20 protein-coding genes are annotated in these 21398 nt (G+C 47.3%); 14 read left to right on the forward strand and 6 right to left on the reverse strand.

Annotated elements, in window-relative coordinates; genetic code table 11:
* Nucleotides 1-344 precede the first annotated feature (344 nt).
* The 6 genes from ACQRBJ_RS07935 to nqrF all read left to right on the forward strand — a co-directional run bounded on the left by ACQRBJ_RS07935 (nucleotide 345) and on the right by nqrF (nucleotide 6300).
* Nucleotides 345-1700, forward strand: coding sequence for a Na(+)-translocating NADH-quinone reductase subunit A (locus tag ACQRBJ_RS07935; RefSeq protein ID WP_294968191.1), 1356 nt, complete (start codon nucleotides 345-347; stop codon nucleotides 1698-1700).
* A gap of 27 nt (nucleotides 1701-1727) precedes the next feature.
* Nucleotides 1728-2885: an NADH:ubiquinone reductase (Na(+)-transporting) subunit B gene (locus ACQRBJ_RS07940; protein ID WP_295347422.1), complete on the forward strand. Its 1158-nt coding sequence runs from the start codon at nucleotides 1728-1730 to the stop codon at nucleotides 2883-2885.
* An 18-nt stretch (nucleotides 2886-2903) separates the two neighbouring features.
* On the forward strand, nucleotides 2904-3506 hold the full coding sequence (locus ACQRBJ_RS07945) for an FMN-binding protein (protein WP_089542478.1): 603 nt from the start codon (nucleotides 2904-2906) through the stop codon (nucleotides 3504-3506).
* A gap of 123 nt (nucleotides 3507-3629) precedes the next feature.
* The gene (locus tag ACQRBJ_RS07950) at nucleotides 3630-4256 is read left to right on the forward strand and encodes an NADH:ubiquinone reductase (Na(+)-transporting) subunit D (RefSeq protein ID WP_441932000.1); all 627 of its coding nucleotides are present in this window, start codon (nucleotides 3630-3632) and stop codon (nucleotides 4254-4256) included.
* Between the two features lies 1 nt (nucleotide 4257).
* Nucleotides 4258-4881 (forward strand): NADH:ubiquinone reductase (Na(+)-transporting) subunit E, encoded by a 624-nt coding sequence (gene nqrE, locus ACQRBJ_RS07955; RefSeq protein ID WP_006848996.1) that lies wholly within the window; start codon nucleotides 4258-4260, stop codon nucleotides 4879-4881.
* 144 nt (nucleotides 4882-5025) lie between these two features.
* A complete protein-coding gene (gene nqrF, locus ACQRBJ_RS07960) occupies nucleotides 5026-6300 on the forward strand; it encodes an NADH:ubiquinone reductase (Na(+)-transporting) subunit F (RefSeq protein ID WP_445303294.1) in 1275 nt (424 codons plus the stop codon).
* Between the two features lie 411 nt (nucleotides 6301-6711).
* On the opposite strand, the gene ACQRBJ_RS07965 is transcribed toward nqrF, so the two are convergent.
* Nucleotides 6712-9000, reverse strand: coding sequence for an NADP-dependent malic enzyme (locus ACQRBJ_RS07965; RefSeq protein WP_445303295.1), 2289 nt, complete (start codon nucleotides 8998-9000; stop codon nucleotides 6712-6714).
* 174 nt (nucleotides 9001-9174) lie between these two features.
* Here ACQRBJ_RS07965 and ACQRBJ_RS07970 point away from each other — a divergent pair, with 174 nt between their 5' ends.
* Nucleotides 9175-9795, forward strand: coding sequence for a TetR/AcrR family transcriptional regulator (locus ACQRBJ_RS07970; protein WP_295346896.1), 621 nt, complete (start codon nucleotides 9175-9177; stop codon nucleotides 9793-9795).
* Nucleotides 9796-9862: 67 nt separating this feature from the next.
* On the opposite strand, the gene ACQRBJ_RS07975 is transcribed toward ACQRBJ_RS07970, so the two are convergent.
* Nucleotides 9863-10837: a GNAT family N-acetyltransferase gene (locus ACQRBJ_RS07975; RefSeq protein ID WP_294968207.1), complete on the reverse strand. Its 975-nt coding sequence runs from the start codon at nucleotides 10835-10837 to the stop codon at nucleotides 9863-9865.
* A gap of 101 nt (nucleotides 10838-10938) precedes the next feature.
* On the opposite strand from ACQRBJ_RS07975, the gene ACQRBJ_RS07980 reads away from it, so the two are divergent.
* From ACQRBJ_RS07980 to ACQRBJ_RS08010, 7 genes are all read left to right on the forward strand, one after another.
* The gene (locus ACQRBJ_RS07980) at nucleotides 10939-11772 is read left to right on the forward strand and encodes a Rossmann-like and DUF2520 domain-containing protein (RefSeq protein ID WP_295346895.1); all 834 of its coding nucleotides are present in this window, start codon (nucleotides 10939-10941) and stop codon (nucleotides 11770-11772) included.
* Nucleotides 11750-12268: an HAD-IIIA family hydrolase gene (locus ACQRBJ_RS07985; protein WP_295346894.1), complete on the forward strand. Its 519-nt coding sequence runs from the start codon at nucleotides 11750-11752 to the stop codon at nucleotides 12266-12268. The genes ACQRBJ_RS07980 and ACQRBJ_RS07985 overlap by 23 nt, the downstream gene beginning before the upstream one ends.
* 125 nt (nucleotides 12269-12393) lie before the next feature.
* On the forward strand, nucleotides 12394-13038 hold the full coding sequence (locus ACQRBJ_RS07990; RefSeq protein ID WP_294967499.1) for a Maf-like protein: 645 nt from the start codon (nucleotides 12394-12396) through the stop codon (nucleotides 13036-13038).
* A 165-nt stretch (nucleotides 13039-13203) separates the two neighbouring features.
* Nucleotides 13204-13683: a Fur family transcriptional regulator gene (locus tag ACQRBJ_RS07995; protein WP_217759839.1), complete on the forward strand. Its 480-nt coding sequence runs from the start codon at nucleotides 13204-13206 to the stop codon at nucleotides 13681-13683.
* Between the two features lie 17 nt (nucleotides 13684-13700).
* Nucleotides 13701-14975, forward strand: a complete 1275-nt coding sequence (locus tag ACQRBJ_RS08000) for an adenylosuccinate synthase (protein WP_445303296.1) — start codon at nucleotides 13701-13703, stop codon at nucleotides 14973-14975.
* 102 nt (nucleotides 14976-15077) lie between these two features.
* Nucleotides 15078-16442, forward strand: coding sequence for a histidine--tRNA ligase (gene hisS, locus ACQRBJ_RS08005; RefSeq protein ID WP_441937318.1), 1365 nt, complete (start codon nucleotides 15078-15080; stop codon nucleotides 16440-16442).
* Nucleotides 16443-16557: 115 nt separating this feature from the next.
* On the forward strand, nucleotides 16558-17550 hold the full coding sequence (locus ACQRBJ_RS08010) for a GDSL-type esterase/lipase family protein (protein ID WP_295346890.1): 993 nt from the start codon (nucleotides 16558-16560) through the stop codon (nucleotides 17548-17550).
* A gap of 794 nt (nucleotides 17551-18344) precedes the next feature.
* Here the strand turns inward: ACQRBJ_RS08010 and ACQRBJ_RS08015 are convergent.
* The 4 genes from ACQRBJ_RS08015 to ACQRBJ_RS08030 all read right to left on the reverse strand — a co-directional run bounded on the left by ACQRBJ_RS08015 (nucleotide 18345) and on the right by ACQRBJ_RS08030 (nucleotide 21322).
* On the reverse strand, nucleotides 18345-18905 hold the full coding sequence (locus ACQRBJ_RS08015; RefSeq protein WP_218416366.1) for an NADH peroxidase: 561 nt from the start codon (nucleotides 18903-18905) through the stop codon (nucleotides 18345-18347).
* 38 nt (nucleotides 18906-18943) lie between these two features.
* The gene (locus tag ACQRBJ_RS08020) at nucleotides 18944-19366 is read right to left on the reverse strand and encodes a Fur family transcriptional regulator (RefSeq protein ID WP_445303297.1); all 423 of its coding nucleotides are present in this window, start codon (nucleotides 19364-19366) and stop codon (nucleotides 18944-18946) included.
* 146 nt (nucleotides 19367-19512) lie between these two features.
* Nucleotides 19513-20607 (reverse strand): aminoglycoside phosphotransferase family protein, encoded by a 1095-nt coding sequence (locus ACQRBJ_RS08025; protein WP_294967509.1) that lies wholly within the window; start codon nucleotides 20605-20607, stop codon nucleotides 19513-19515.
* A 115-nt stretch (nucleotides 20608-20722) separates the two neighbouring features.
* Nucleotides 20723-21322, reverse strand: coding sequence for a LolA-like putative outer membrane lipoprotein chaperone (locus ACQRBJ_RS08030; RefSeq protein ID WP_294967511.1), 600 nt, complete (start codon nucleotides 21320-21322; stop codon nucleotides 20723-20725).
* Nucleotides 21323-21398 lie beyond the last annotated feature (76 nt).

Consider the following 21398-nt stretch of genomic DNA (forward strand, 5'->3'; position numbering starts at 1 on the left):
TTAATGCGTTTCAGAGCTGATAAATTTTCTAGTTTATAAATCTTAATTAATGTTGAGCTACTGACTCATTTTTGTAAACTGCAAGTGTCAATTTCTCTTTTGCTTATTGCATAATCATTAAATTTTAGTGCAAAAGTACTCTATTTTTAGCGAATATTCGAATAATTCGCAGATTTTTCTTCCATATCTCACAAATTTTCACTATTTTTGCACCAATATTTGAATGTTTTGACTAATTTATAGAAGAAAAATAACGGCAACTTTAGAATGAAGTTTCTGAAATAATATGTAGAAAACGGTTTAGAATTAGAATATAAAGTATTTTTATAAATTTAAATGTAGTTATGGCAAATGTAATTAAGTTACGTAAAGGCTTGGACATAAACCTTACGGGTAAGGCTTCCAAGGATGTAACTGTTCCTGTGGCTCAGGCTAGCGAATATGCGCTGGTACCTGCTGCTTTCGAGGGCGTTACTCCTAAGGTTGTCGTACGCGAAGGTGACCATGTCAACGCCGGAGACGCCTTGTTTGTGAACAAGGCTTGCCCAGAGGTGAAGTTTGCCTCACCAGTGAGCGGTGAAGTCACTGCCATTGAGCGAGGTGAGCGCCGCAAGGTGCTATGCGTAAAGGTGAAAGCCGACGCTGTGCAGACCTCTACGGATTTTGGTGCTAAGAATGTGGATGCATTGGATGGCGAAGCTGTTAAGCAGGCATTGCTTGAGGCTGGTCTGTTCGGTTACATCAACCAGTTGCCTTATGCTGTGTCAACCACACCTGGTACAGAGCCTAAGGCGATTTTCGTGTCTGCACTTCGAGACATGCCTTTGGCTTCCGACTTTGAGGTGGAACTCGCTGGCAACGAGGATGCTTTCCAGGCAGGTTTGACAGCTTTGAGCAAGATTGCGAAAACTTATCTCGGTATTGGTGCTCAGCAGCAGAGTGCTGCTTTGACTGGCGCCAAGAATGTAGAGGTGAATGTGTTTGATGGTCCTTGTCCTGCAGGTAATGTGGGTGTTCAGGTGAACAACATCGATCCTGTTAATAAGGGTGAGGTGGTTTGGACCGTTGATCCTGCATCAGTTATTTTCTTTGGTCGTTTGTTCCTTACTGGCAAGGTTAACCTTCACAAGGTGGTTGCTGTTGCTGGTAGCGAAATGAAGAAACCGGGTTATGCTGATGTTTTGGTTGGTACACCGCTGAGTACTTTTGTTGGTAATCAGTTGAAGGCTACAGAACATGTACGTCTTATCAATGGTAATCCATTGACCGGTACCAAGACCACCGTGGCAGATTTTGTAGGCGGACACACATCAGAGATCACAGCCATCCCAGAGGGTGACGACTGCGACGAGATGCTGGGCTGGATTCTTCCACGCACCAACCAGTTCTCTACATCGCGTTCTTATCTCTCCTGGCTCTTCGGCAAGAAGAAGGAGTACAATCTCGATGCCCGCATCAAGGGTGGCGAGCGCCATATGATTATGAGCGGCGAGTACGACCAGGTTCTCCCTATGGACATCTTCGGTGAGTATCTCATCAAGGCAATCATCGCAGGCGATATCGACAAGCAGGAGCAGCTCGGTATCTACGAGATTAGTCCTGAGGACTTTGCGGTAGCTGAGTTCGTGGATAGCTCTAAGCTCGAATTGCAGAAGATAGTACGTGAGGGCTTGAACACCCTGCGCAAGGAGAATGCTTAGTTTTTAGTACTGTTAATTATTAAAATAATGAGTGCATTAAGAAATTATCTCAATAAGATAAAGCCTAACTTCCAAGAGGGAGGTAAGCTGCATGCCTTCGAGAGCGTGTTTGACGGTTTTGAGAGCTTCCTGTACGTGCCAAATACGACAGCGAAGAGCGGAGCCAGCATCCACGATTCAATCGACTCGAAGCGCATCATGAGCTTTGTGGTAATCGCCCTGATTCCTGCTTTGCTCTTCGGTATGTATAATGTGGGATACCAGAATTTCAAGGCTGCAGGTACACTGGATGCTACCAGCTTCATCGAGGTCTTCGGCTTCGGATTCCTGGCTGTCCTTCCTAAGTTGCTGGTTAGCTACATCGTGGGTCTCGGCATCGAGTTTGCCTGGGCTCAGTGGAAGCATGAGGAAATCCAGGAGGGTTACCTCGTCAGCGGTATCATCATCCCATTGATCATTCCTATCTCTACACCGCTGTGGATGCTCGCTCTGGCGTGCGCCTTCGCAGTCATCTTCTGCAAGGAAATCTTCGGTGGTACAGGTATGAACATCTTCAATGTGGCTGTGGGTGCCCGTATGTTCCTCTTCTTCTCATATCCATTGGCTATGAGTGGTGATAAGGTCTGGGTGGCTAAGGATGCTATCTTCGGTTTGGGTAACACCCTGCCTGATGGCTTTACTGCTGCTACTCCTCTCGGTCAGCTGGCTCAGGGCAGCATGCCTTCAGCTAGTCTCTGCGATTCTATCATCGGTTTCATTCCTGGCTGTATCGGTGAGACTTCAATCATCGCCATCGCCATCGGTGCCATCATCCTTCTCTGGACAGGCATCGCATCATGGAAGACCATGGGCAGCGTATTCGCAGGCGGCATCGTGATGGCGCTTATCTTCCAGGCTCTCGGTATGACACCTATCGCTTGGTATGAGCACATCGTGCTGGGTGGTTTCTGCTTCGGTGCCGTGTTCATGGCTACCGACCCTGTAACCTCTGCCCGTACAGAGAAAGGTAAGTACTTCTACGGATTCTTCATCGGTGCCATCGCCGTTATCGTACGTGTGATGAACCCAGGTTATCCAGAGGGTATGATGCTCGCTATCTTCTTCGGCAACATGTTTGCTCCACTCATCGACTACTGTGTAGTTCAGAGCAACATCTCTCGCCGTGCTAAACGTGCTATTAAATAATGTAGGAGGAATGTAGATATGAAGACAAATTCAAATAGCTATACTATTATCTATTCGGTTATCATCGTGGTAATCGTGGCATTCCTGCTCGCGTTCGTGTCTTCTTCGCTGAAGGCAACACAGGATGCCAACGTGGCTCTTGATACTCAGAAGCAGATTCTGAACTCCCTCAACCTGCGCGACCTTGACAACGCTACTGCGGCTGCCAAATATAAAGAGGTGGTGAAGGACGAGAAGGAGAAGGACGGCATGAAGTATTACGAGTGCGAGATTGATGGTCAGAAGAAGACCGTATATTCCGTGAAGGGTATGGGTCTTTGGGGTGGCATTTCAGGCTTCATCGCCGTTGATGCCGACAACAACACCATCTATGGCGTATATTTCAACCACGAAGGCGAGACAGCCGGACTGGGTGCTGAAATCAAGGACAACCTGAAGTGGCAGCAGAAGTTCCAGGGCAAGAAGATTCACAAGGATGGAGTAGAGGGCATCGCTCTGGGCGTTGAGAAAGACGCTCCTGCCGGCGACCCAAACAATGTGGATGCCGTTACCGGTGCTACATTGACATCCGACGGTGTGGATGCCATGCTCAAGGAAGGTCTTGCTAAATTCATTAAATAACATTGAACGTTGAACATTGAAATTTGAACTTTATGATTAGCTTTCGAGCTTAGATGAAGTTTAGAGAAATATATACATATCATAAAGTTCAATGTTCAAAATTCAAAATTCAAAGTAAATAATATGGCATTATTTAGTAAACAAAATAAGGAGGCATTCATCAAGCCACTGAACGGCGACAACCCTGTCCTCGTCCAGGTGCTTGGTATCTGTAGTGCCCTGGCTGTTACTTCCCAGCTGAAGCCAGCCATTGTGATGGGACTTGCCGTTACTATCATCACGGCATTCTCTAACGTGATTATTTCCATCATCCGCAACACCATCCCTCAGCGCATCCGTATCATCGTCCAGCTGGTGGTCGTTGCTGCCCTGGTTACCATCGTGAGCCAGGTGTTGAAGGCTTTTGCCTACGACGTGAGCGTGCAGCTCTCAGTGTATGTGGGTCTGATCATCACCAACTGTATCCTGATGGGTCGTTTGGAGGCATTCGCCATGATGAACAAGCCTTGGCCTTCATTCCTCGATGGTGTAGGTAATGGTTTGGGTTACGCCCTCATCCTCGTGATTGTGGGTGCAGTGCGTGAGTTTTTGGGCCGTGGTTCTCTGCTCGGTTTCCAGCTGATTCCAGAGGGAGCTTACAGCTTTGGATATGTTAACAACGGTATGATGACCATGCCAGCCATGGCATTGATCCTCGTTGGATGTGTAATCTGGGTACATCGTGCCTATATTTATAAGGAGGAGAAGTAAGATGGAGCACGCAATAAGTTTGTTTTTCCGTTCGATTTTCGTCGATAACATGATCTTCGCCTACTTCCTGGGTATGTGTTCATACTTGGCAGTATCCAAGAACGTGAAGACCTCTTTGGGCTTGGGCTTGGCAGTAACCTTCGTGTTGCTCATCACCGTGCCTGTAGATTACCTGTTGCAGACCAAGGTGCTCAGCGCCGATGGCATTCTGGGTGTTGACCTCACTTACCTGAGCTTCATCCTCTTCATCGCCGTCATCGCCGGCATCGTGCAGCTGGTAGAGATGATTGTAGAGAAGTTCTCACCATCGCTCTATGCAGCGCTGGGTATCTTCCTGCCATTGATTGCCGTAAACTGTGCCATCATGGGTGCATCGCTCTTCATGCAGCAGCGCATCCTGATGGAGCCTACCAATACTCAGGCTATCACCTCTGTATGGGATAGCATCGTTTATGCCGTAGGTTCCGGTTTGGGTTGGACTCTCGCCATCGTTCTGATGGGAGCCATCCGCGAGAAGATGCAGTATTGCGACGTGCCAAAGCCACTGCAGGGACTCGGCATCACATTTATCACAGTAGGCCTCATGGCAATGGCTATGCTTTGCTTCTCAGGCTTGAAAATTTAATAACATTGAACATTGAACTTTGAAATTTGAACTTTATGATTACCTTTTCTTATCTCTCATATACGAGCTGAGATGGGTATAGGTTCAATACAAAGCATATCATAAAGTTCAATGTTCAAAGTTCAAATTTCAAAGTATAAAAATATGGGTAATACATCATTTATATTGGCTAGTATCGGAGTTTTCCTCGTGGTGATTCTCCTGCTGGTTATCATCCTGCTCGTGGCTAAGAAGTATCTGAGCCCTAGCGGAAATGTAAATATCGAAATCAATGGCGACAAGACCATCAACGTGCCTCAGGGCAGCAGTTTGATGACTACGCTGAATGAGAACGGCATCTTCCTGCCTTCTGCCTGCGGCGGTAAGGCAAGCTGTGGCCAGTGTAAGGTTCAGGTGCTCGAGGGCGGCGGCGAGATTCTCGATTCCGAGAAGCCTCACTTCACCCGCAAGCAGATTAAGGACCACTGGCGTCTGGGATGCCAGTGCAAGGTGAAGGGCGACCTGAAGATCAAGGTGCCTGAGAGCGTGATGGGCGTGAAAGAGTGGGAGTGCGAGGTTATCTCCAACAAGAACGTTTCATCATTTATCAAGGAGTTCAAGGTGGCTCTGCCTCCAGGCGAGCACATGGACTTCGTTCCGGGTTCTTACGCTCAGATCAAGATTCCTGCATACGACTGCATCGATTACGACAAGGACTTCGACAAGGATCTCATTGGCGAGGAGTACATCGGAGCATGGAAGAAGTTCAATATCTTCTCTCTCAAGGCTCACAATCCAGAGCCTACCGTTCGTGCTTACTCTATGGCGAACTATCCAGACGAGGGTGATATCATCACTCTTACTGTCCGTATCGCCACAACTCCATTCTTGCCACGTCCACAGGTAGGATTCCAGAACGTACCTACAGGTATCGCTTCTTCTTACATCTTCTCTCTGAAACCAGGCGACAAGGTAATGATGAGTGGTCCTTACGGCGACTTCCATCCTAATTTCACATCAGGCAAGGAGATGATCTGGATTGGTGGTGGTGCCGGTATGGCTCCATTGCGTGCTCAGATCATGCACATGACCAAGACCCTGCACACCACAGATCGTGAGCTTCACTTCTTCTACGGAGCGCGTGCATTGGGTGAGGCATTCTTCCTTGAGGACTTCTGGGAGCTTGAGCAGGAATTCCCTAACTTCCACTTCCATCTTTCATTGGACCGCAAGGACCCAGTGGCAGATGCTCAGGGCGTGAAGTACTACGAGGGCTTTGCTGTTAACTGCATCCGTGATACCTACTTGAAGGATCACGAGGCACCAGAGGATTGCGAGTACTATCTCTGCGGACCTCCAATGCTGATCAAGACCGTTACAGATTATCTGGATTCTCTGGGAGTTGATCCTGAGAGCATCATGTATGATAACTTCGGATAATCTGAAAGGTTCAGATATAAAATATAAGGCTGCAATGTGATGAACATTGCAGCCTTTATTTGTTTATGTCATATTGCGATCGTCTTCATTTTTGGGCATAAAAAAAGCGATGACCTTCACAGGCTACCGCTCCAAATCTTCAATAGGTATTAGTTTTCCTTAAGGTAAAAAGATTGTTTTCAGGATAACTGCTGCAAAGGTATACATTTTTTTTAATATTACCAAATTATTTGAGCAGTATTTTATAAAGGAATGTGGCGTGTGGGGACACAATAATGTTTATTAAAATTCTTTAACTAAAAACTGATAAAAGATAATAAAAAAAAGGCCGAAACATCACGTCCCAGCCCAGTTGTTGTACTCTCTAAAAATCATTTCGCTAGATGTAAAGAGAATACGGAAAAAATCCTTTTATTTCTGTTGCTTAATCTTTTCTACGTAAGCATCGATCACTGCTACTGCAGTAATGTTAACGATGTCCTGAACGCTGCTCTCAGAATCGGTGAAGTGGATAGGCTTGTTAAGACCCATCTGGATAGGACCGATGATTTCAGCCTCAGGATTCAATGCCTGGAGGAGCTTGTAAGCACCGTTGGCACTGCTCAGGTTAGGGAATACCAATGTGTTGACATCCTTGCCCTTGAGACGAGAGAATGGATACTTCTCATCGCGGAGATCCTTGTTGAGAGCGTAGTTCACCTGCATCTCACCGTCAATGGCAAGTTCAGGGAATTCCTTCTGCATTTCAGCAACAGCCTTCTTTACCTTGACAGGAGAACCTACGTTGTCGGTACCGAAGTTAGAGTAGCTCAACATGGCCATGATAGGCTCCTCGTTGAAGAACTTCACTGTTCCGGCAGACAACTTGGCGATGTCGGTCAGGACATCCTCGTCAGGGTGACGGTTAATCAATGTATCTGCAATGTAGTATACGCCCTTCTGGGTGTTGAGGATGTGCATGGTACCGAATGTCTTGTATTCGTCACGGATACCGATAACGTCCTTAGCCACCTTGATGGTATTGCTGTATTTAGTATAGAGACCAGTGATGAAAGCATCAGCATCACCCTGCTCAACCATAGACATACCGAAGTAGTTGCGCTCATACATCTTGTCGTAAGCCTCTTCGAAGCTGTAGCCCTCACGAGCACGCTTCTCAGCCAGGTGCTTGGCGAACTTGGCACGGCGACCCTGCTCTTTGTCTGCACGCATATCTACGATTTCGATGTCAGAGAGGTCGAGCTTCAGGCGGTTAGCCACACGGTTCAGACGATCTGGGTTACCCAACAGGATAGGCTGGCAGATACCCTCGCTCTTAGCCTGCACGGCAGCCTTCAGCATGGTAGGGTTACCGCCCTCTGCGAATACTACGCGCTGTGGGTGAAGGCGAGCTGTGTCGTGGAGCTTGCGGGTAAGCTTGGTCTCCTGACCGAGCAACTGGCGCAACTGCTGCTTGTACTGCTCCCAGTCTGTGATAGGAGTACGTGCAACGCCACTGTCCATAGCAGCCTTGGCTACTGCTGCAGAAACCTCAGTAATCAAACGTGGGTCAACTGGCTTTGGAATGAAGTACTTAGGACCGAATGAAAGGTCGTTTACGTGGTAAACATCATTCACTACATCAGGTACAGGCTGCTTTGCCAAATCAGCGATAGCATGAACGGCAGCCATCTTCATCTCTTCGTTGATGGCGCGTGCGTGAACGTCGAGCGCACCACGGAAGATGTATGGGAAACCAATTACATTATTAATCTGGTTAGGATAGTCTGAACGGCCGGTAGACATCAGTACGTCTGGGCGGCTAGCCATGGCATCCTCGTAGCTGATTTCAGGAACAGGGTTAGCCAAGGCGAATACTACAGGACTGTCAGCCATAGAGCGAACCATATCCTGAGTCAGTACATTGCCCTTGCTCAATCCAACGAATACGTCAGCACCCTTTACAGCCTCTTCCAGGGTATGGATGTCGCGGCGGTCGGTAGCAAACATCTTCTTCTGCTCGGTCAGGTTCTCACGGTCGCTTGTGATAACGCCCTTAGAGTCGAGCATCACGATGTTCTTGATCTGTGCACCGAGAGCAACATAGAGTTTTGTACAGCTGATAGCAGCAGCACCTGCACCGTTTACGACGATCTTTACGTTCTTGATGTCCTTGCCGGCCACTTCGAGAGCGTTCTTCAAACCGGCAGCAGAGATGATTGCAGTACCGTGCTGGTCATCGTGCATGACAGGGATGTCAAGGTTCTTCTTCAGGCGCTCCTCTATATAGAAGCACTGAGGTGCCTTGATGTCCTCCAGGTTGATACCACCAAATGTAGGAGCAATACGTTCTACGGTTTCGCAGAATTTCTCAGGGTCTTTTTCAGCCACTTCGATATCGAAAACGTCGATGCCGCCATAAATCTTGAAAAGCAATCCCTTGCCTTCCATAACTGGCTTTCCGCTCATGGCGCCAATGTCGCCGAGACCGAGCACGGCAGTTCCGTTACTAATTACTGCTACCAAGTTACCCTTGTCAGTATACTTGTATGCGTCATCTGGGTTTTGCTGAATCTCGAGGCAAGGGAATGCTACGCCTGGAGAGTAAGCAAGGCTCAGGTCTGTCTGTGTGTGGTAAGGTTTTGTTGGCTTTACCTCAATCTTACCAGGACGGCCATTCTCATGATACAGAAGAGCCGCCTCTTTTGTGATTTTTACCATAATAATATATTGGTTTGAAGTTTTATTTTCTTACAGATTCGTGCTTTTAAGCAGCGATTTCTAAAAGTTTTTGCAAAGGTAATAAAAAACTTAGTAAAAACGAATGGTTTTTTATTTTTTTTTGTATCTTTGCACAAAAATAAGTCCACAAAGCATATAAATTGACATATAGATATGGCAGAAATTAATCAATACAGACAAGAGCTGAGAAATAAAATCATAGACTATGCCATGGCTGAGTTTTACAAACGAGGCGTAAAAGCGGTTAAGATGGATGAAATCTCTCGCGGACTTCATGTATCTAAGCGCACTGTTTATGAAATATTCGGTGACAAGGAGGAGCTTCTTCTTGCCGGCATGAAGATGCAGCAGGCGAAAGAACTGCAGTCGCTGGAAGAGTTTGCCAATACGCAAGCCCGCAATGTGATTGATATCATCAGTTATGTGTATAAGCTGCAGATGCGTCGCAATGAGCAGGTGGGAGTGGTTTTCTATGAGGAGATCCATAAGATTCCCCGTGTTGTGGAATTCATGCGCGAGTATCATTCTAAGGAGTGTGAGGAGAGAAGCAAGTTTTTTGCTGCAGGTGTGAAGGAGGGACTGTTCCGCCCTAATCTCAATTATGAGGTGTTGTCTGAAGTGGGGCATGTTACCATGGAAGAAATCATGCACCGTCAGCTTTATCGCACTTATTCGATGCAGGAACTTTTTGATAATTATGTGCTTACGGTTATCAGGGGCTTCTGTACCGAGCGTGGACTCATGGCGCTGGATAGGGCTTTGGCTGGTCTGTAAAGCTGCAGCCCCTCTAGGGGCTTCCTCTAACTTCCCTTAACTTCCCCCTATGCGAAAGCCCAGTCTATTACTGTTTGTAAATCCAATATAAAATTTTGTTGATGATTCGGGTATAGAATCTGAACCATCTGTAGCTTGTTACGGGTTTGCCACCGAAGTTGAGGAGGAATTCCCTGTATAGATTCTGCTTCCAGGGTAAACCCGCATCCATGAAGCGGAAATGGGCGTAGCCGTGCTCATGGGCATACTTCAGGGCATACCAGATGGTCATGGCTTCTGGATGCAGATGGAGGCGGCTCTTGCGCTTGCCCACTGCATAAAGAAGGTAGGCATTGCCCTGGAAGAAGACGCAGGCACAGCCTCCTATCACTTTCCCCTTGTATGTGGTAACGAAGATTCTGCTCTCGGGGTTTCCTGCAAAGTGCATGAAAAACTCCTTAGCTGGGACGAATCTTCTCAGCTTTAACCGATAGAAATTCTTGAGCATCCGGTAGAAGAGGGCGATGTCCTGAGCCGATGTGGCTTCGTGGTTTTCCACTCCCTTTGCCGTCATGCGCTCTACTATGTTTGCCATCTTGGCAGAGAGTCTGCTTTCCGGTGCCTTGCTGTGGAGCGAATGGTGTATTTCCTGCCAGGCGATAGGGAAGTAGCCCAGTCTGCGGAAGAAGCGATAGCCGAACATTTTCTTCTTCATGTCCGAAAATTCGATGTAGAAGCAGAGGCGGTGGCGAAGCTTCAGGGTGATGGCCTTCAGCAGCAGTGGAAAGAGGGTTTCTGTCTCTGTCTCGTCCGCATAGCATCCTTCCCCATGCGCATGTGCGTGCGTATATAAATAAGGTGGAAAGAGCGAACCTCGTCTGCGTACGATGACGAGCAGCTGTCCTCTTACTTCGCCGTCTCTGGTTGCTACGGCCATGTAAGGGGTGTCTTTGGGTGTCTGTTCCTCTATCAGGAACAGTGTTTTGCTGTGAAAGAAGTTGCCTTCCAGGAGTTCGGGCAACTCATTGCTTTCTGTATATATCCTGATGCTGAAATCATTCATATCTTTCTCTTTCTGCTGTTTTATGCAAAAATAATAAATTAATCATAAAAATGCAAATCTTTTATCAAAAGTATGACTTATTTTTAGTATTTTTGCACATTATGAAGATAATTATGATAGGTGCTGGCAATTTAGCCACCAGTTTGGCTGTGGCTTTAACCGATGCCGGTCACGATATTTTACAGGTTTATAGTAGGACGATGCAATCGGCGCAGACTTTGGCAACGATTGCAGGCGGGGCTGCTGTCACCGATATTTCCCAGGTGAGAGCCGATGCTGATGTCTATATACTTTCCGTGAAGGACGATGCGCTTCCAGTGCTTATTCCTCAGCTTTGCAGGGGCAGGGAAGACAAGCTGTTCCTTCATACCGCAGGTTCTGTTTCCATAGATGTTTTCCAGGGTATGGCCCGCCATTACGGTGTGTTTTATCCTATGCAGACGTTCTCCAGGCAGAAGCGTGTCTCCTTCGAAGAGATTCCTTGTTTTATAGAGGGTTCGGGCGAAGAGGAGACAGATGCCATCGAGGCGTTGGCTTCTCAGTTGAGCCATCGGGTTTACCGTTTGTCGAGTGAGGCTCGCAAGTATCTGCATCTCTCTGCCGTCTTTGCCTGCAATTTTGTGAATCATTGTTATGCCATCAGTGCCGAGCTTCTTGAGAAGCATGGTATTCCGTTCGATGTGATGCTTCCGCTGATTGACGAGACGGCAGCCAAGGTGCATCAGATGTTACCGAAGGATGCGCAGACCGGTCCGGCGGTAAGATATGATGAGAATGTAATCAGGGCGCAGAGTCAGCTTCTCAAGAATAATCCGCTGGTGAAGGATATCTATGACAGAATGAGCATGAATATCCACCGTTTAAGTGAAGAGTTCAATAGCTTTACTAATCATAAAGTTCCAAGTTCAAAGTATGATAAATTACGATTTAGATAAGATAAAGGCCGTTATTTTTGATGTGGATGGCGTGTTGTCTAGACAGACCATTACGCTGGCCAGTTCTGGCGAACCGCTTCGCACGGTTAACATCAAGGACGGCTATGCCATTCAGTTGGCACAGAAGATGGGATTGCGCATAGCCATTCTCACGGGTGGTACCACCGAGGCGATACGCAAGCGTTATGAAGGTTTGGGCTTAGAGGATATTTTCATGGGATGTGCCGTGAAGATTCATACCTACGATGAGTTCCTGGTGAAGTATCAGCTTTCGGATGAGGAGATTATCTATGTAGGAGATGATATTCCTGATTATGAGGTCATGCGCCGTTGCGGATGTCCATGTTGTCCTGCTGATGCCTGTTCGGATATCAAGTCTATTTCCCGCTACATCTCTTCAGCCAATGGTGGCGAAGGAGTGGGCAGGGATATTGTAGAGCAGGTGCTTCGTGCCAAGGGCCATTGGCTTTCCAGCGCCAAGGCCTTTGGGTGGTAATGTAAGTGAAGAGGGAATTTAAGTGAAGAAACAACGTTCGGCGGCCGAAAGGGAAAGCCAATTCAATAGCTTTACTAATCATAAAGTTCAAAGTTCCAAGTTCAAAGTTCCAAGTTCAAAGTAAGATGAATTATAAGATCATTTTGGCGAGTAATTCGCCACGCCGCAGGGAACTGCTGGCCGGATTGGATATTCCTTTCGAGGTAAAGGTTATCAAGGGCATTGATGAGAGCTATCCTGAATCTCTTGATGCCTATGAGGTGGCAGAATATATTTCCAGTAAGAAGGCAGAGGCTTATCGGAGCCTTCTGGATGAAGAACCTTCTGGAAAAGCTTCAGAAGAACAGGGTGAGGATGCAGCCCAGACGCTCATTCTTACTTCTGATACCGTTGTGATTGCCCCAACTGCTGACGAGCAGAACGATCAGGAGGGAAAGGGCGTAATTCTCGGAAAACCGAAGGATGAGGAGGATGCCGTGCGCATGCTACGGATGCTGAGCGGCAAGACCCATCATGTGGTAACGGGCGTATGTCTGACTACCCGCAGTCAGCAGCGCCATTTCTCGGTTACTACCGAGGTAACGTTCAAGCAGCTCAGTGATGCAGAAATCAGATATTACATCTCGCATTACAAGCCTTTCGACAAGGCAGGAGCCTATGGCATTCAGGAATGGATTGGCTATATCGGATGCACTGGATTGAAGGGCAGCTATTTCAATGTAATGGGCCTTCCCGTACAGCGCATCTATGAAGAAATAGCCAGGATGTAATACGTATGATTGTAAGCGGATTTGTCGCTGAAATCGCCGGAATGAAAGCTGAAAAGGCGCAAAAGTGAAAGAATGTACGGCAATTTAGATTTTTTAAAATTTGATTTTTCCTCATATCATAAATTATGACTATCTTTGTGCGTTTTATGTAACTAACGAAGAAATATGAGTGAAAAAATGAAAGCCCAGGCAAGAGAAATCCTGGACCAGTATCTGGAGTCAAACCTGCATCGTAAGACCCCGGAAAGATATGCCATCCTTGATGCTGTCTTCAGCATGAGAGGACATTTTACATTAGAGGAGCTGGGTGCTGCTCTGGAAAGGAAGAATTTCAGAGTGAGCAGAGCCACGCTCTATAATACCATCCATCTCTTCCTGGAGTTGAGATTGGTGGTGAGACATAGTCTGGTGGATGGAACCAAGTACGAGGCCAGTTCCAGCAACGAGAACCACGTGCATCAGGTATGCACCGTATGCGGAAGAGTTACTGAGGTGCAGGCACCCCTGGTGACGGCAGCCATCAACGAGACCAGATTGCAGCGGTTCCGCAAGGACGCCTTCGTGCTCTACATCTATGGTGTATGCAGCATCTGTCAGGCAAAGATTACGCGACTCCGCAACAACAAGAACGAAAAGTCTAAATAATTTTATATTAAAATAAAATGAACACAGGTAAAGTAGATGTCCTACTGGGTTTGCAGTGGGGCGATGAAGGTAAAGGTAAGGTGGTTGACGTGTTGACCCCTAAGTATGATGTCATTGCTCGTTTCCAGGGTGGTCCTAACGCAGGTCATACCCTCGAGTTCGAAGGCGAGAAGTATGTGCTCCGCTCTATCCCTTCTGGTATTTTCCAGGGTGGTAAGGTGAACATCATTGGTAATGGCGTAGTCTTGGCTCCAGACCTCTTCATGGGTGAAGCTAAGGATTTGGAGAAGAGCGGTCACGACCTCAAGAGTCGTCTCTTCATCTCGAAGAAGGCTCATCTCATCATGCCTACTCATCGTGTGCTCGATGCTGCTATCGAGGCTTCTAAGGGTAAGAACAAGGTGGGTACTACCGGTAAGGGTATCGGTCCTACTTATACAGATAAGGTGAGCCGTACCGGTCTCCGTGTAGGCGATATCCTCGACAATTTCGAGGAGAAGTATGCTGCTCATAAGGCTGCTCATCTCAAGACCATCGCAAGCCTCGGTTATACCGACTTCGATATCACAGAGGTTGAGAAGACCTGGATGGAGGGCATTGAATACTTGAAGCAGTTCAAGCTCATCGATAGCGAGGTGGAAATCAACAAGGTGCTTCGTTCCGGCAAGGATATCCTCTGCGAGGGTGCTCAGGGTACTATGCTCGATGTTGACTTCGGTTCTTATCCTTTCGTTACTTCTTCCAATACCATCTGTGCTGGTGCCTGCATCGGTCTGGGTATCGGTCCTAACCGCATCGGCAATGTCTATGGTATCATGAAGGCTTATTGTACTCGTGTTGGTGCAGGTCCATTCCCTACAGAGCTCTTCGACGAGACAGGTGTCAAGATCCGTGATCTCGGTCATGAGTATGGTGCTGTTACCGGACGTGAGCGTCGTTGCGGCTGGTGCGACCTCGTACAGCTCAAGTATTCTGTGATGGTGAACGGTGTTACCGAGCTCATCATGATGAAGAGCGACGTGCTCGATGGCTTCGATACTATCAAGGCCTGCGTGGCATATAAGTTGAAGGACGGTTCTGTTACCACCGATTTCCCATACGAAATCGATGATGTAGAGCCTGTATACAAGGAGTTCAAGGGCTGGAAGACAGATATGACCCAGTTCACTTCTGAGAATCAGTTCCCACAGGAGTTCAAGGACTACATTGCATTCGTAGAGGAGTTCCTCGAGACCAAGATTGGCATCATCTCAATCGGTCCAGACCGTGCTCAGACTATTGTACGTAAATAATCAAGATTTAAAAATAAAAGAATAAGAATTAAGAATGGATTCATGTTTCAGACCATGAATTTCATTCTTAATTCTTAATTATACATTATTAATTAATACAACATGGCTCAGAAACCAAGTATACCAAAGGGCACGAGAGATTTTGGTCCTGTAGAGATGGCGAAGCGCAATTACATCTTCAATACCATCAAGGACGTATATGCCCTTTACGGATTCCAGCAGATTGAGACTCCTGCCATGGAGACCCTTCAGACATTGATGGGAAAATATGGCGAGGAGGGCGACAAGCTGCTCTTTAAGATTTTGAATTCAGGAGACTATATGAATAAGGTGAGCGATGAGGACATTCATTCGCTCGGATCGCTCAAGTTGGCTGCCAAGCTCTGCGAAAAGGGACTTCGCTACGACTTGACTGTACCTTTTGCCCGTTACGTAGTCCAGCATCGTGAAGAACTCCAGATGCCTTTCAAGCGCTATCAGATTCAGCCTGTATGGCGTGCTGACCGCCCTCAGAAGGGTCGTTACCGTGAGTTCTATCAGTGTGATGCCGATGTGGTTGGCTCTGATTCTCTTCTCAACGAGGTAGAGCTGATGCAGATTGTGGATACCGTCTTCACCAAGTTTGGCGTGCGCGTATGCATCAAGATCAACAACCGCAAGATTCTGACTGGTATCGCTGAGGTTATCGGCGAGGCAGAGAAGATTGTAGACATCACCGTGGCTATCGACAAGCTCGACAAGATTGGTCTCGACAATGTAAACGAGGAACTTCGTCAGGATGGTATCTCTGAAGAAGCGATAGAGAAGTTGCAGCCAATCATCTCTCTGTCAGGCACAAACGATGAGAAGCTTGAAGTAATTTCTAATGTTCTCGAAGGCTCGGAGGTGGGCTTGAAGGGAGTAGAGGAAACCAAGTTTATCCTCGATACCTTGAAGGCTGTAGGTCTGAAGAACGAGATAGAACTCGACCTTACCCTGGCTCGTGGCTTGAACTATTATACTGGAGCCATCTTCGAGGTGAAGGCGCTCGATACTCCTATGGGCAGTATCACCGGTGGTGGCCGTTATGACAACCTTACCGGCATCTTCGGTCTTCCAGGCTTGAGTGGTGTAGGTATCAGTTTCGGTGCCGACCGCATCTATGATGTGCTGAATGCCCTCGATCTCTATCCTAAGGAGGCGGTGAATACCACCCAGGTGCTCTTCATCAATTTCGGTGAGAAGGAGACTGCCTACTGCCTGCCTGTCATCAGTGCAGCCCGTGCAGCCGGTATCCGTACAGAGATTTTCCCTGATAAGGCGAAGATGAAGAAGCAGATGAGCTATGCCAATGCCAAGAACATTCCGTTTGTGGTGCTTGCAGGCGAAAACGAGATGGCTCAGGGCAAGGTTACATTGAAGAATATGGAAAGCGGTGAACAGACCCTGGTTTCTACCGAGGAGCTGATTGCTGCTGTAAAGAAATAAGAATTTAGTTGTTTATATATAGGTCTCGTCCTCTCATGCTGATGTATGTGAATATATGGTATGGCAGGGCGAGTTTTTTTATTCTGTAATGACAAATTCTTAAACTACAAAAACAATGAAGAAAATAAAGGCTATTTTATGTGTCTTCCTGTTGGCTTTGTTGATGACATCCAGCACGAAGACCACCACCATCTTTGTGATTGGTGATTCTACCGCAGCCGAGAAGGGCAATTACAAGACGAGTCCTGAGCGTGGCTGGGGTATGGTTTTGCAGGGTTGTTTCGATGACAGGATCATCGTAGACAATCATGCCGTCAACGGTCGCTCTTCCCTGAGCTTCCTCAACGAGGGCCGCTGGCAGAAGGTATTGGACAAGATCAAGCCGGGCGATTATGTCTTCATCCAGTTCGGACATAACGACGAAAAGCCGAAGCCAGACCGTCATACCGATCCGGGTTCCACCTTTGATGCCAATCTCGCCAAGTACGTGAACGAGACCCGTGCCAAGGGCGGCATTCCGGTACTTTTCAATGCCGTAGTACGCCGTTGCTATTATTCTGAGGAACTGAAGAATGATGATGATGAGAAACTGCGCAACAAGAAGTATGACGGCAAGGAGCTCATCAACAGCGATACCCTGATAGATACGCATGGCGCCTATGTGGTAGCGCCTCGTCATGTGGCAAAGGCATTGAATGTTCCTTTCGTTGATGCTACCAAGGTTACCCACGACATCGAGACCAGCATGGGCATCGAGGGCAGCCGCAAGCTTCACATGTGGTTCTTGCCAGGCGTGAACCCGCAGGTTCCCGCTGGCAAGAAAGACAATACACATTATAATATCTATGGAGCTCGCATCGTAGCCAACGCTTTGGCTGATGAAATAGGCAAGCAGGTTCCGGCACTCAAGAAACACGTCCGTCATTTCGACCATGTGGTATCCCAGGAGGGTAGAGGTGATTTCTTTACGCTTCAGGAAGCGGTAGATGCCATTCCGGCAGGCAAGAAGACTACCATCCTCATTCTGGGTGGTGACTGGAAAAAGCCAGTCCGCATGGATGGAAAGAAGATTAAGTTCGTAAAGTATTTCGGTGCAACCATCAGATAATGGATTCCTGCGCCAGCCATGCCTTGACGTCGAAACAAGGTATCAATATCAATGAGGCCAATACCCATGATTTCGAGACCATGTTTAACAGACTGTGCACATCCCGACCAAAAACGACCGATATGTGGAGTCTTCTTGCCAGCTTTGCTGATGTAGCTGGGATCAATGGCAATAGCCCATCTTCCCTGTTTACCAAAGAAGCGCTTGGCAAGTGATACATTAAGTTTGAGCCAGTCAATGCTTTTCGACTTTTTTAAGCCGAATGCGTTGCGATAGGTTTGCTCAACATGCGAGCCATACCTCCCCATTTGGGTGAAATTTATCTTTCTTGGTATTACCATGAACAAAATTATCACCTCGATGAGTATTTTCTCGAAACTTTTTGTTAACTTTGCAGCCGAATCTTCAACTGCATCTTTAAAGATATCCATATATTGGTCAAGTCCTGTATTCATATAATTTTGCGTTTGTCGTGATTTGCAAAGTTACTGAAATTCAGCGACTTGACCAACTTTTTATAGTTACGTTTTCATATGCATTTCTTAATATAAGTTATTGATTTACAGACGATTAAATATTAATTTAACGCAGTATTGACTTTTTAAAGTAGATTCAGTAATGGGATAATAAAATCTGTGTAAATCTGTGAAATCAGTGGGACTTAAAAAAAACAATCAGTGGGACTTAAAAAAATAATCCGTGAGAAAAAAATAATCTGTGGGGTGATGAAAAAAAGCCCAGAGCAGAAAGAATCTGCCCTGGGCAATATTTCCCATGAAAAACGGGAGGTGCTTTTACTTGAAATATCTCTTGTAGAGACCAGCGAAGCCAGCGCAGTGGCGAGCCTCGTCCTTAGCCATTTCGTGAACTGTATCGTGGATGGCATCAGAACCCTGCTCCTTAGCGAGCTTGGCAATGCGGAACTTATCCTCGCATGCACCCTTCTCAGCAGCGATACGAGCCTCGAGATTGCTCTTTGTATCACCCAGAACCTCACCCAGTAACTCAGCAAAACGAGATGCGTGGTCAGCCTCCTCGAAAGCATAACGCTTGTAAGCCTCTGCAATCTCTGGATAACCCTCACGGTCAGCCTGGCGAGCCATGGCAAGATACATACCCACCTCGCCGCACTCACCTGCGAAGTGATCCTTCAAACCCTTGATGACCTCCTCATTGACGCCATCCTTATATGCCTGACCGAGAACGTGAACTGTAGCGAATGTCAAATCCTCATCCACTGCATCCTCCATCTCCTTGAACTTGCTGGCTGGAGCCTTGCAGATAGGGCACTTCTCTGGTGCCTCTGTTCCCTCGTAGATGTAACCGCAAACGGTGCAAATAAACTTCTTCTTCATAATGTTAATGTTTTAAATGTTATTGTATATAATATGAGTTAATTCAACTTCTTGGCACATTCAGCGCAGATGCCCTTATAGTAGAGCTGCTCTTCCTGTACGATGTTGCCATTGCTCACCTTGTCGCTTTTCAGTGATGGTGCCTCCTCGTCGAAGAGGTCGATGATCTTACCACATTGCTTGCAGAAGAAATGGACATGACTGTCGGTATTGCCATCATAGCATACACGATGGTCGTCGATAGTAATCATCTGGGCAGCATGCTTCTCACTCAACATTCTTAGTGTATTATAAACTGTGGTACGACTCAACGTTGGAAGCTCCTCGCAAAGAGCCTGGAACACATCGTCGATTGTTGGGTGGGTAGGATGCTTAATCAGGTAATCCATGATGGCTAGTCTCTGTACCGAAGGACGAACGCCACTCTCCACCAACCTAGTGTAAGCTTCTTTCTTCTTCATGCTTTTTATTTATTACTGTTGTTGATTTTTCTGAGTGCAAAGGTAATATATTTATTTTTAATAACAAAATAATTCTGTAAAAAATCCAAATAATTTTAGGACTTTTTACAGAATTAATTGAATTTTTACTTTTCCGGGGGTCGATTTTACTGTTTTTCCTGGAGTTTTTCGATGAAAGCCTTCATTTCAGCCTCATGTTCCTTTGCCTTGAGGAAGAGGTGCCACTGGTTCTGGGCTCTAACCAGGTTGTGCTCAGGATATTTGCACTTCCAGTAGTGGTCGCCGTTGAGGTAATCCCAGAGGAAGCGCACTGCCTGCATGTATGGGAAGAGCTCGGCTGCATGAGGCAGGAGGGAAATCTCAAGAGGGGAGAGGAAGGCTGATGCTGACTCCACGTAGCCACGGGTGAAGGATTCGAAGATGTCCATGCGGAAATCTATCTTTCCGAACTCAGGAGAATCCTCGGCGATGGTATTGGCTGCCGTACGGAGGAAATCTCCATAATCGCTCACGAAGAGGGATGGCATTACTGTATCGAGGTCGATGACGCACAATACGCGGCCCTCCTCATCAAACATCATGTTGTTCACCTTTGTATCGCAGTGGCAGACGTGCTTTTGCAGCTTTCCTTCACGGAAGAGGCGCAGGCAGAGACACATCTCGTCCATATAGCTCTCTATCTCTGCGATGAAATCCTTCACGCCCGCTGCGCGTCCGGCACGGTCTTCCTTTACAGCCTGGCGCAGCTGGTCGCGGCGCAGTTCCATGTTGTGGAAATCAGGGATGGTTTCGCCGAGGCGGTCGGTGATGTCGGTGAGCTGTGCCTCGAACTCGCCGAAGGTCTTGCCGGCGTAGTAGGAACTTTCCGGGTTGACAGCTTCCTGGGTGATGGCACGAGGGATGAAGACGGAGATGCGCCAGTACTGCTGGTCCTGGTCCTTGACATAGGTCTTGCCGTCGTGTGCCTTGACGAAGGTGAGTACCTTGCGGTCGATATCGTCAGCGCCCTTTGCTTCGAGCTGCTGCCGGATGTGGGTGGTCACTTCCTCGATGTTGCGCTGCAGGAGGTCAACATCGGTGAAGATGGCGTTGTTGATGCGCTGCAGAACGTAGTCGGGTGCATCTTCTTCCTGGGTTGTCACCTTGTAGGTGTCATTGATGAGTCCGTTACCGAGGGGTTTCACTTCACTTACAGTTCCCTTGATGTCGAACTGCTTGAGGATTGTCGAAAGATCTTTCATGTTAGTTTGGAGTTTAATTATTTATTTTAAAGCTTTTGCTCTTACAGGGCGTCGTTTCTGATTGAATTTTAAACCCAGGGCGCTGCCCTGGGCTAGGAGCTTCTGCCCTTTCAAATTATCTTAAATCGATGACCTCTGCATTAGGGAATTCCTTGCTGTTGAAGGTGAAGGCACTGTTGGCGATGTTCTTCGCCTTGAAGCCATAGATATTGATGGTGCTCCAGGTAGAGCCCTGGCGCATCTTCACCTGCGAAGGCACGTGGGTCTTCTTGTTGATGGTGATGTACATCTCTGCCACGGTGCGCTTCTGGTTGTTGGCTACGAGGTGAACCTGGTAGTTGCCGCCCACGGTCTTGAGGGTGCTCTTGTAGCCTGTCTTGTAGATATTGATGAAGGTATATGGATTCATCGACATCTGCTGTGCCTGGGTAGGGTTGGTGACGTTCACCTCGTTGGTCTTCTTCATGTACGACCACTGTGTCTTTCCGTTATACCATACGATAGCCTGCGGCGTGCGGGCGTTGAACTTATTGCCCTTGATGGCAATAGAACCGCTGGTGGAACCATATTTAGGGCTTGACAACTTGAAGCTGGCGCTGGCGCCCTTCTTGTTGCCCACGATGGCAGCTGTCTTGTTGAGAACCTGCTGGGCGGTCTGTGCCATAGTGCCCAGGCTCATCATCGCTACGAAAGCGATAGCTAGAAATTTTTTCATATCCTTACTGTTTATGATGTATGTTAATTGTATATGAAGCCGTAAAAGCGACCTTCAGATGATTAGACGCTTCTAC

The sequence above is a fragment of the Prevotella sp. SGI.167 genome, assembly GCF_050313615.1.
In the GTDB taxonomy this organism is placed as follows: Bacteria; Bacteroidota; Bacteroidia; order Bacteroidales; family Bacteroidaceae; genus Prevotella.

What these genes read in the sequence shown, in the direction of transcription:
- ACQRBJ_RS07935 (WP_294968191.1), top strand. Translation starts at nt 345, where the DNA reads ATGGCAAATGTAATTAAGTTACGTAAAGGCTTGGACATAAACCTTACG.
- ACQRBJ_RS07940 (WP_295347422.1), top strand. Translation starts at nt 1,728, where the DNA reads ATGAGTGCATTAAGAAATTATCTCAATAAGATAAAGCCTAACTTCCAA.
- ACQRBJ_RS07945 (WP_089542478.1), top strand. Translation starts at nt 2,904, where the DNA reads ATGAAGACAAATTCAAATAGCTATACTATTATCTATTCGGTTATCATC.
- ACQRBJ_RS07950 (WP_441932000.1), top strand. Translation starts at nt 3,630, where the DNA reads ATGGCATTATTTAGTAAACAAAATAAGGAGGCATTCATCAAGCCACTG.
- nqrE (WP_006848996.1), top strand. Translation starts at nt 4,258, where the DNA reads ATGGAGCACGCAATAAGTTTGTTTTTCCGTTCGATTTTCGTCGATAAC.
- nqrF (WP_445303294.1), top strand. Translation starts at nt 5,026, where the DNA reads ATGGGTAATACATCATTTATATTGGCTAGTATCGGAGTTTTCCTCGTG.
- ACQRBJ_RS07965 (WP_445303295.1), bottom strand. Translation starts at nt 9,000, where the DNA reads ATGGTAAAAATCACAAAAGAGGCGGCTCTTCTGTATCATGAGAATGGC.
- ACQRBJ_RS07970 (WP_295346896.1), top strand. Translation starts at nt 9,175, where the DNA reads ATGGCAGAAATTAATCAATACAGACAAGAGCTGAGAAATAAAATCATA.
- ACQRBJ_RS07975 (WP_294968207.1), bottom strand. Translation starts at nt 10,837, where the DNA reads ATGAATGATTTCAGCATCAGGATATATACAGAAAGCAATGAGTTGCCC.
- ACQRBJ_RS07980 (WP_295346895.1), top strand. Translation starts at nt 10,939, where the DNA reads ATGAAGATAATTATGATAGGTGCTGGCAATTTAGCCACCAGTTTGGCT.
- ACQRBJ_RS07985 (WP_295346894.1), top strand. Translation starts at nt 11,750, where the DNA reads ATGATAAATTACGATTTAGATAAGATAAAGGCCGTTATTTTTGATGTG.
- ACQRBJ_RS07990 (WP_294967499.1), top strand. Translation starts at nt 12,394, where the DNA reads ATGAATTATAAGATCATTTTGGCGAGTAATTCGCCACGCCGCAGGGAA.
- ACQRBJ_RS07995 (WP_217759839.1), top strand. Translation starts at nt 13,204, where the DNA reads ATGAGTGAAAAAATGAAAGCCCAGGCAAGAGAAATCCTGGACCAGTAT.
- ACQRBJ_RS08000 (WP_445303296.1), top strand. Translation starts at nt 13,701, where the DNA reads ATGAACACAGGTAAAGTAGATGTCCTACTGGGTTTGCAGTGGGGCGAT.
- hisS (WP_441937318.1), top strand. Translation starts at nt 15,078, where the DNA reads ATGGCTCAGAAACCAAGTATACCAAAGGGCACGAGAGATTTTGGTCCT.
- ACQRBJ_RS08010 (WP_295346890.1), top strand. Translation starts at nt 16,558, where the DNA reads ATGAAGAAAATAAAGGCTATTTTATGTGTCTTCCTGTTGGCTTTGTTG.
- ACQRBJ_RS08015 (WP_218416366.1), bottom strand. Translation starts at nt 18,905, where the DNA reads ATGAAGAAGAAGTTTATTTGCACCGTTTGCGGTTACATCTACGAGGGA.
- ACQRBJ_RS08020 (WP_445303297.1), bottom strand. Translation starts at nt 19,366, where the DNA reads ATGAAGAAGAAAGAAGCTTACACTAGGTTGGTGGAGAGTGGCGTTCGT.
- ACQRBJ_RS08025 (WP_294967509.1), bottom strand. Translation starts at nt 20,607, where the DNA reads ATGAAAGATCTTTCGACAATCCTCAAGCAGTTCGACATCAAGGGAACT.
- ACQRBJ_RS08030 (WP_294967511.1), bottom strand. Translation starts at nt 21,322, where the DNA reads ATGAAAAAATTTCTAGCTATCGCTTTCGTAGCGATGATGAGCCTGGGC.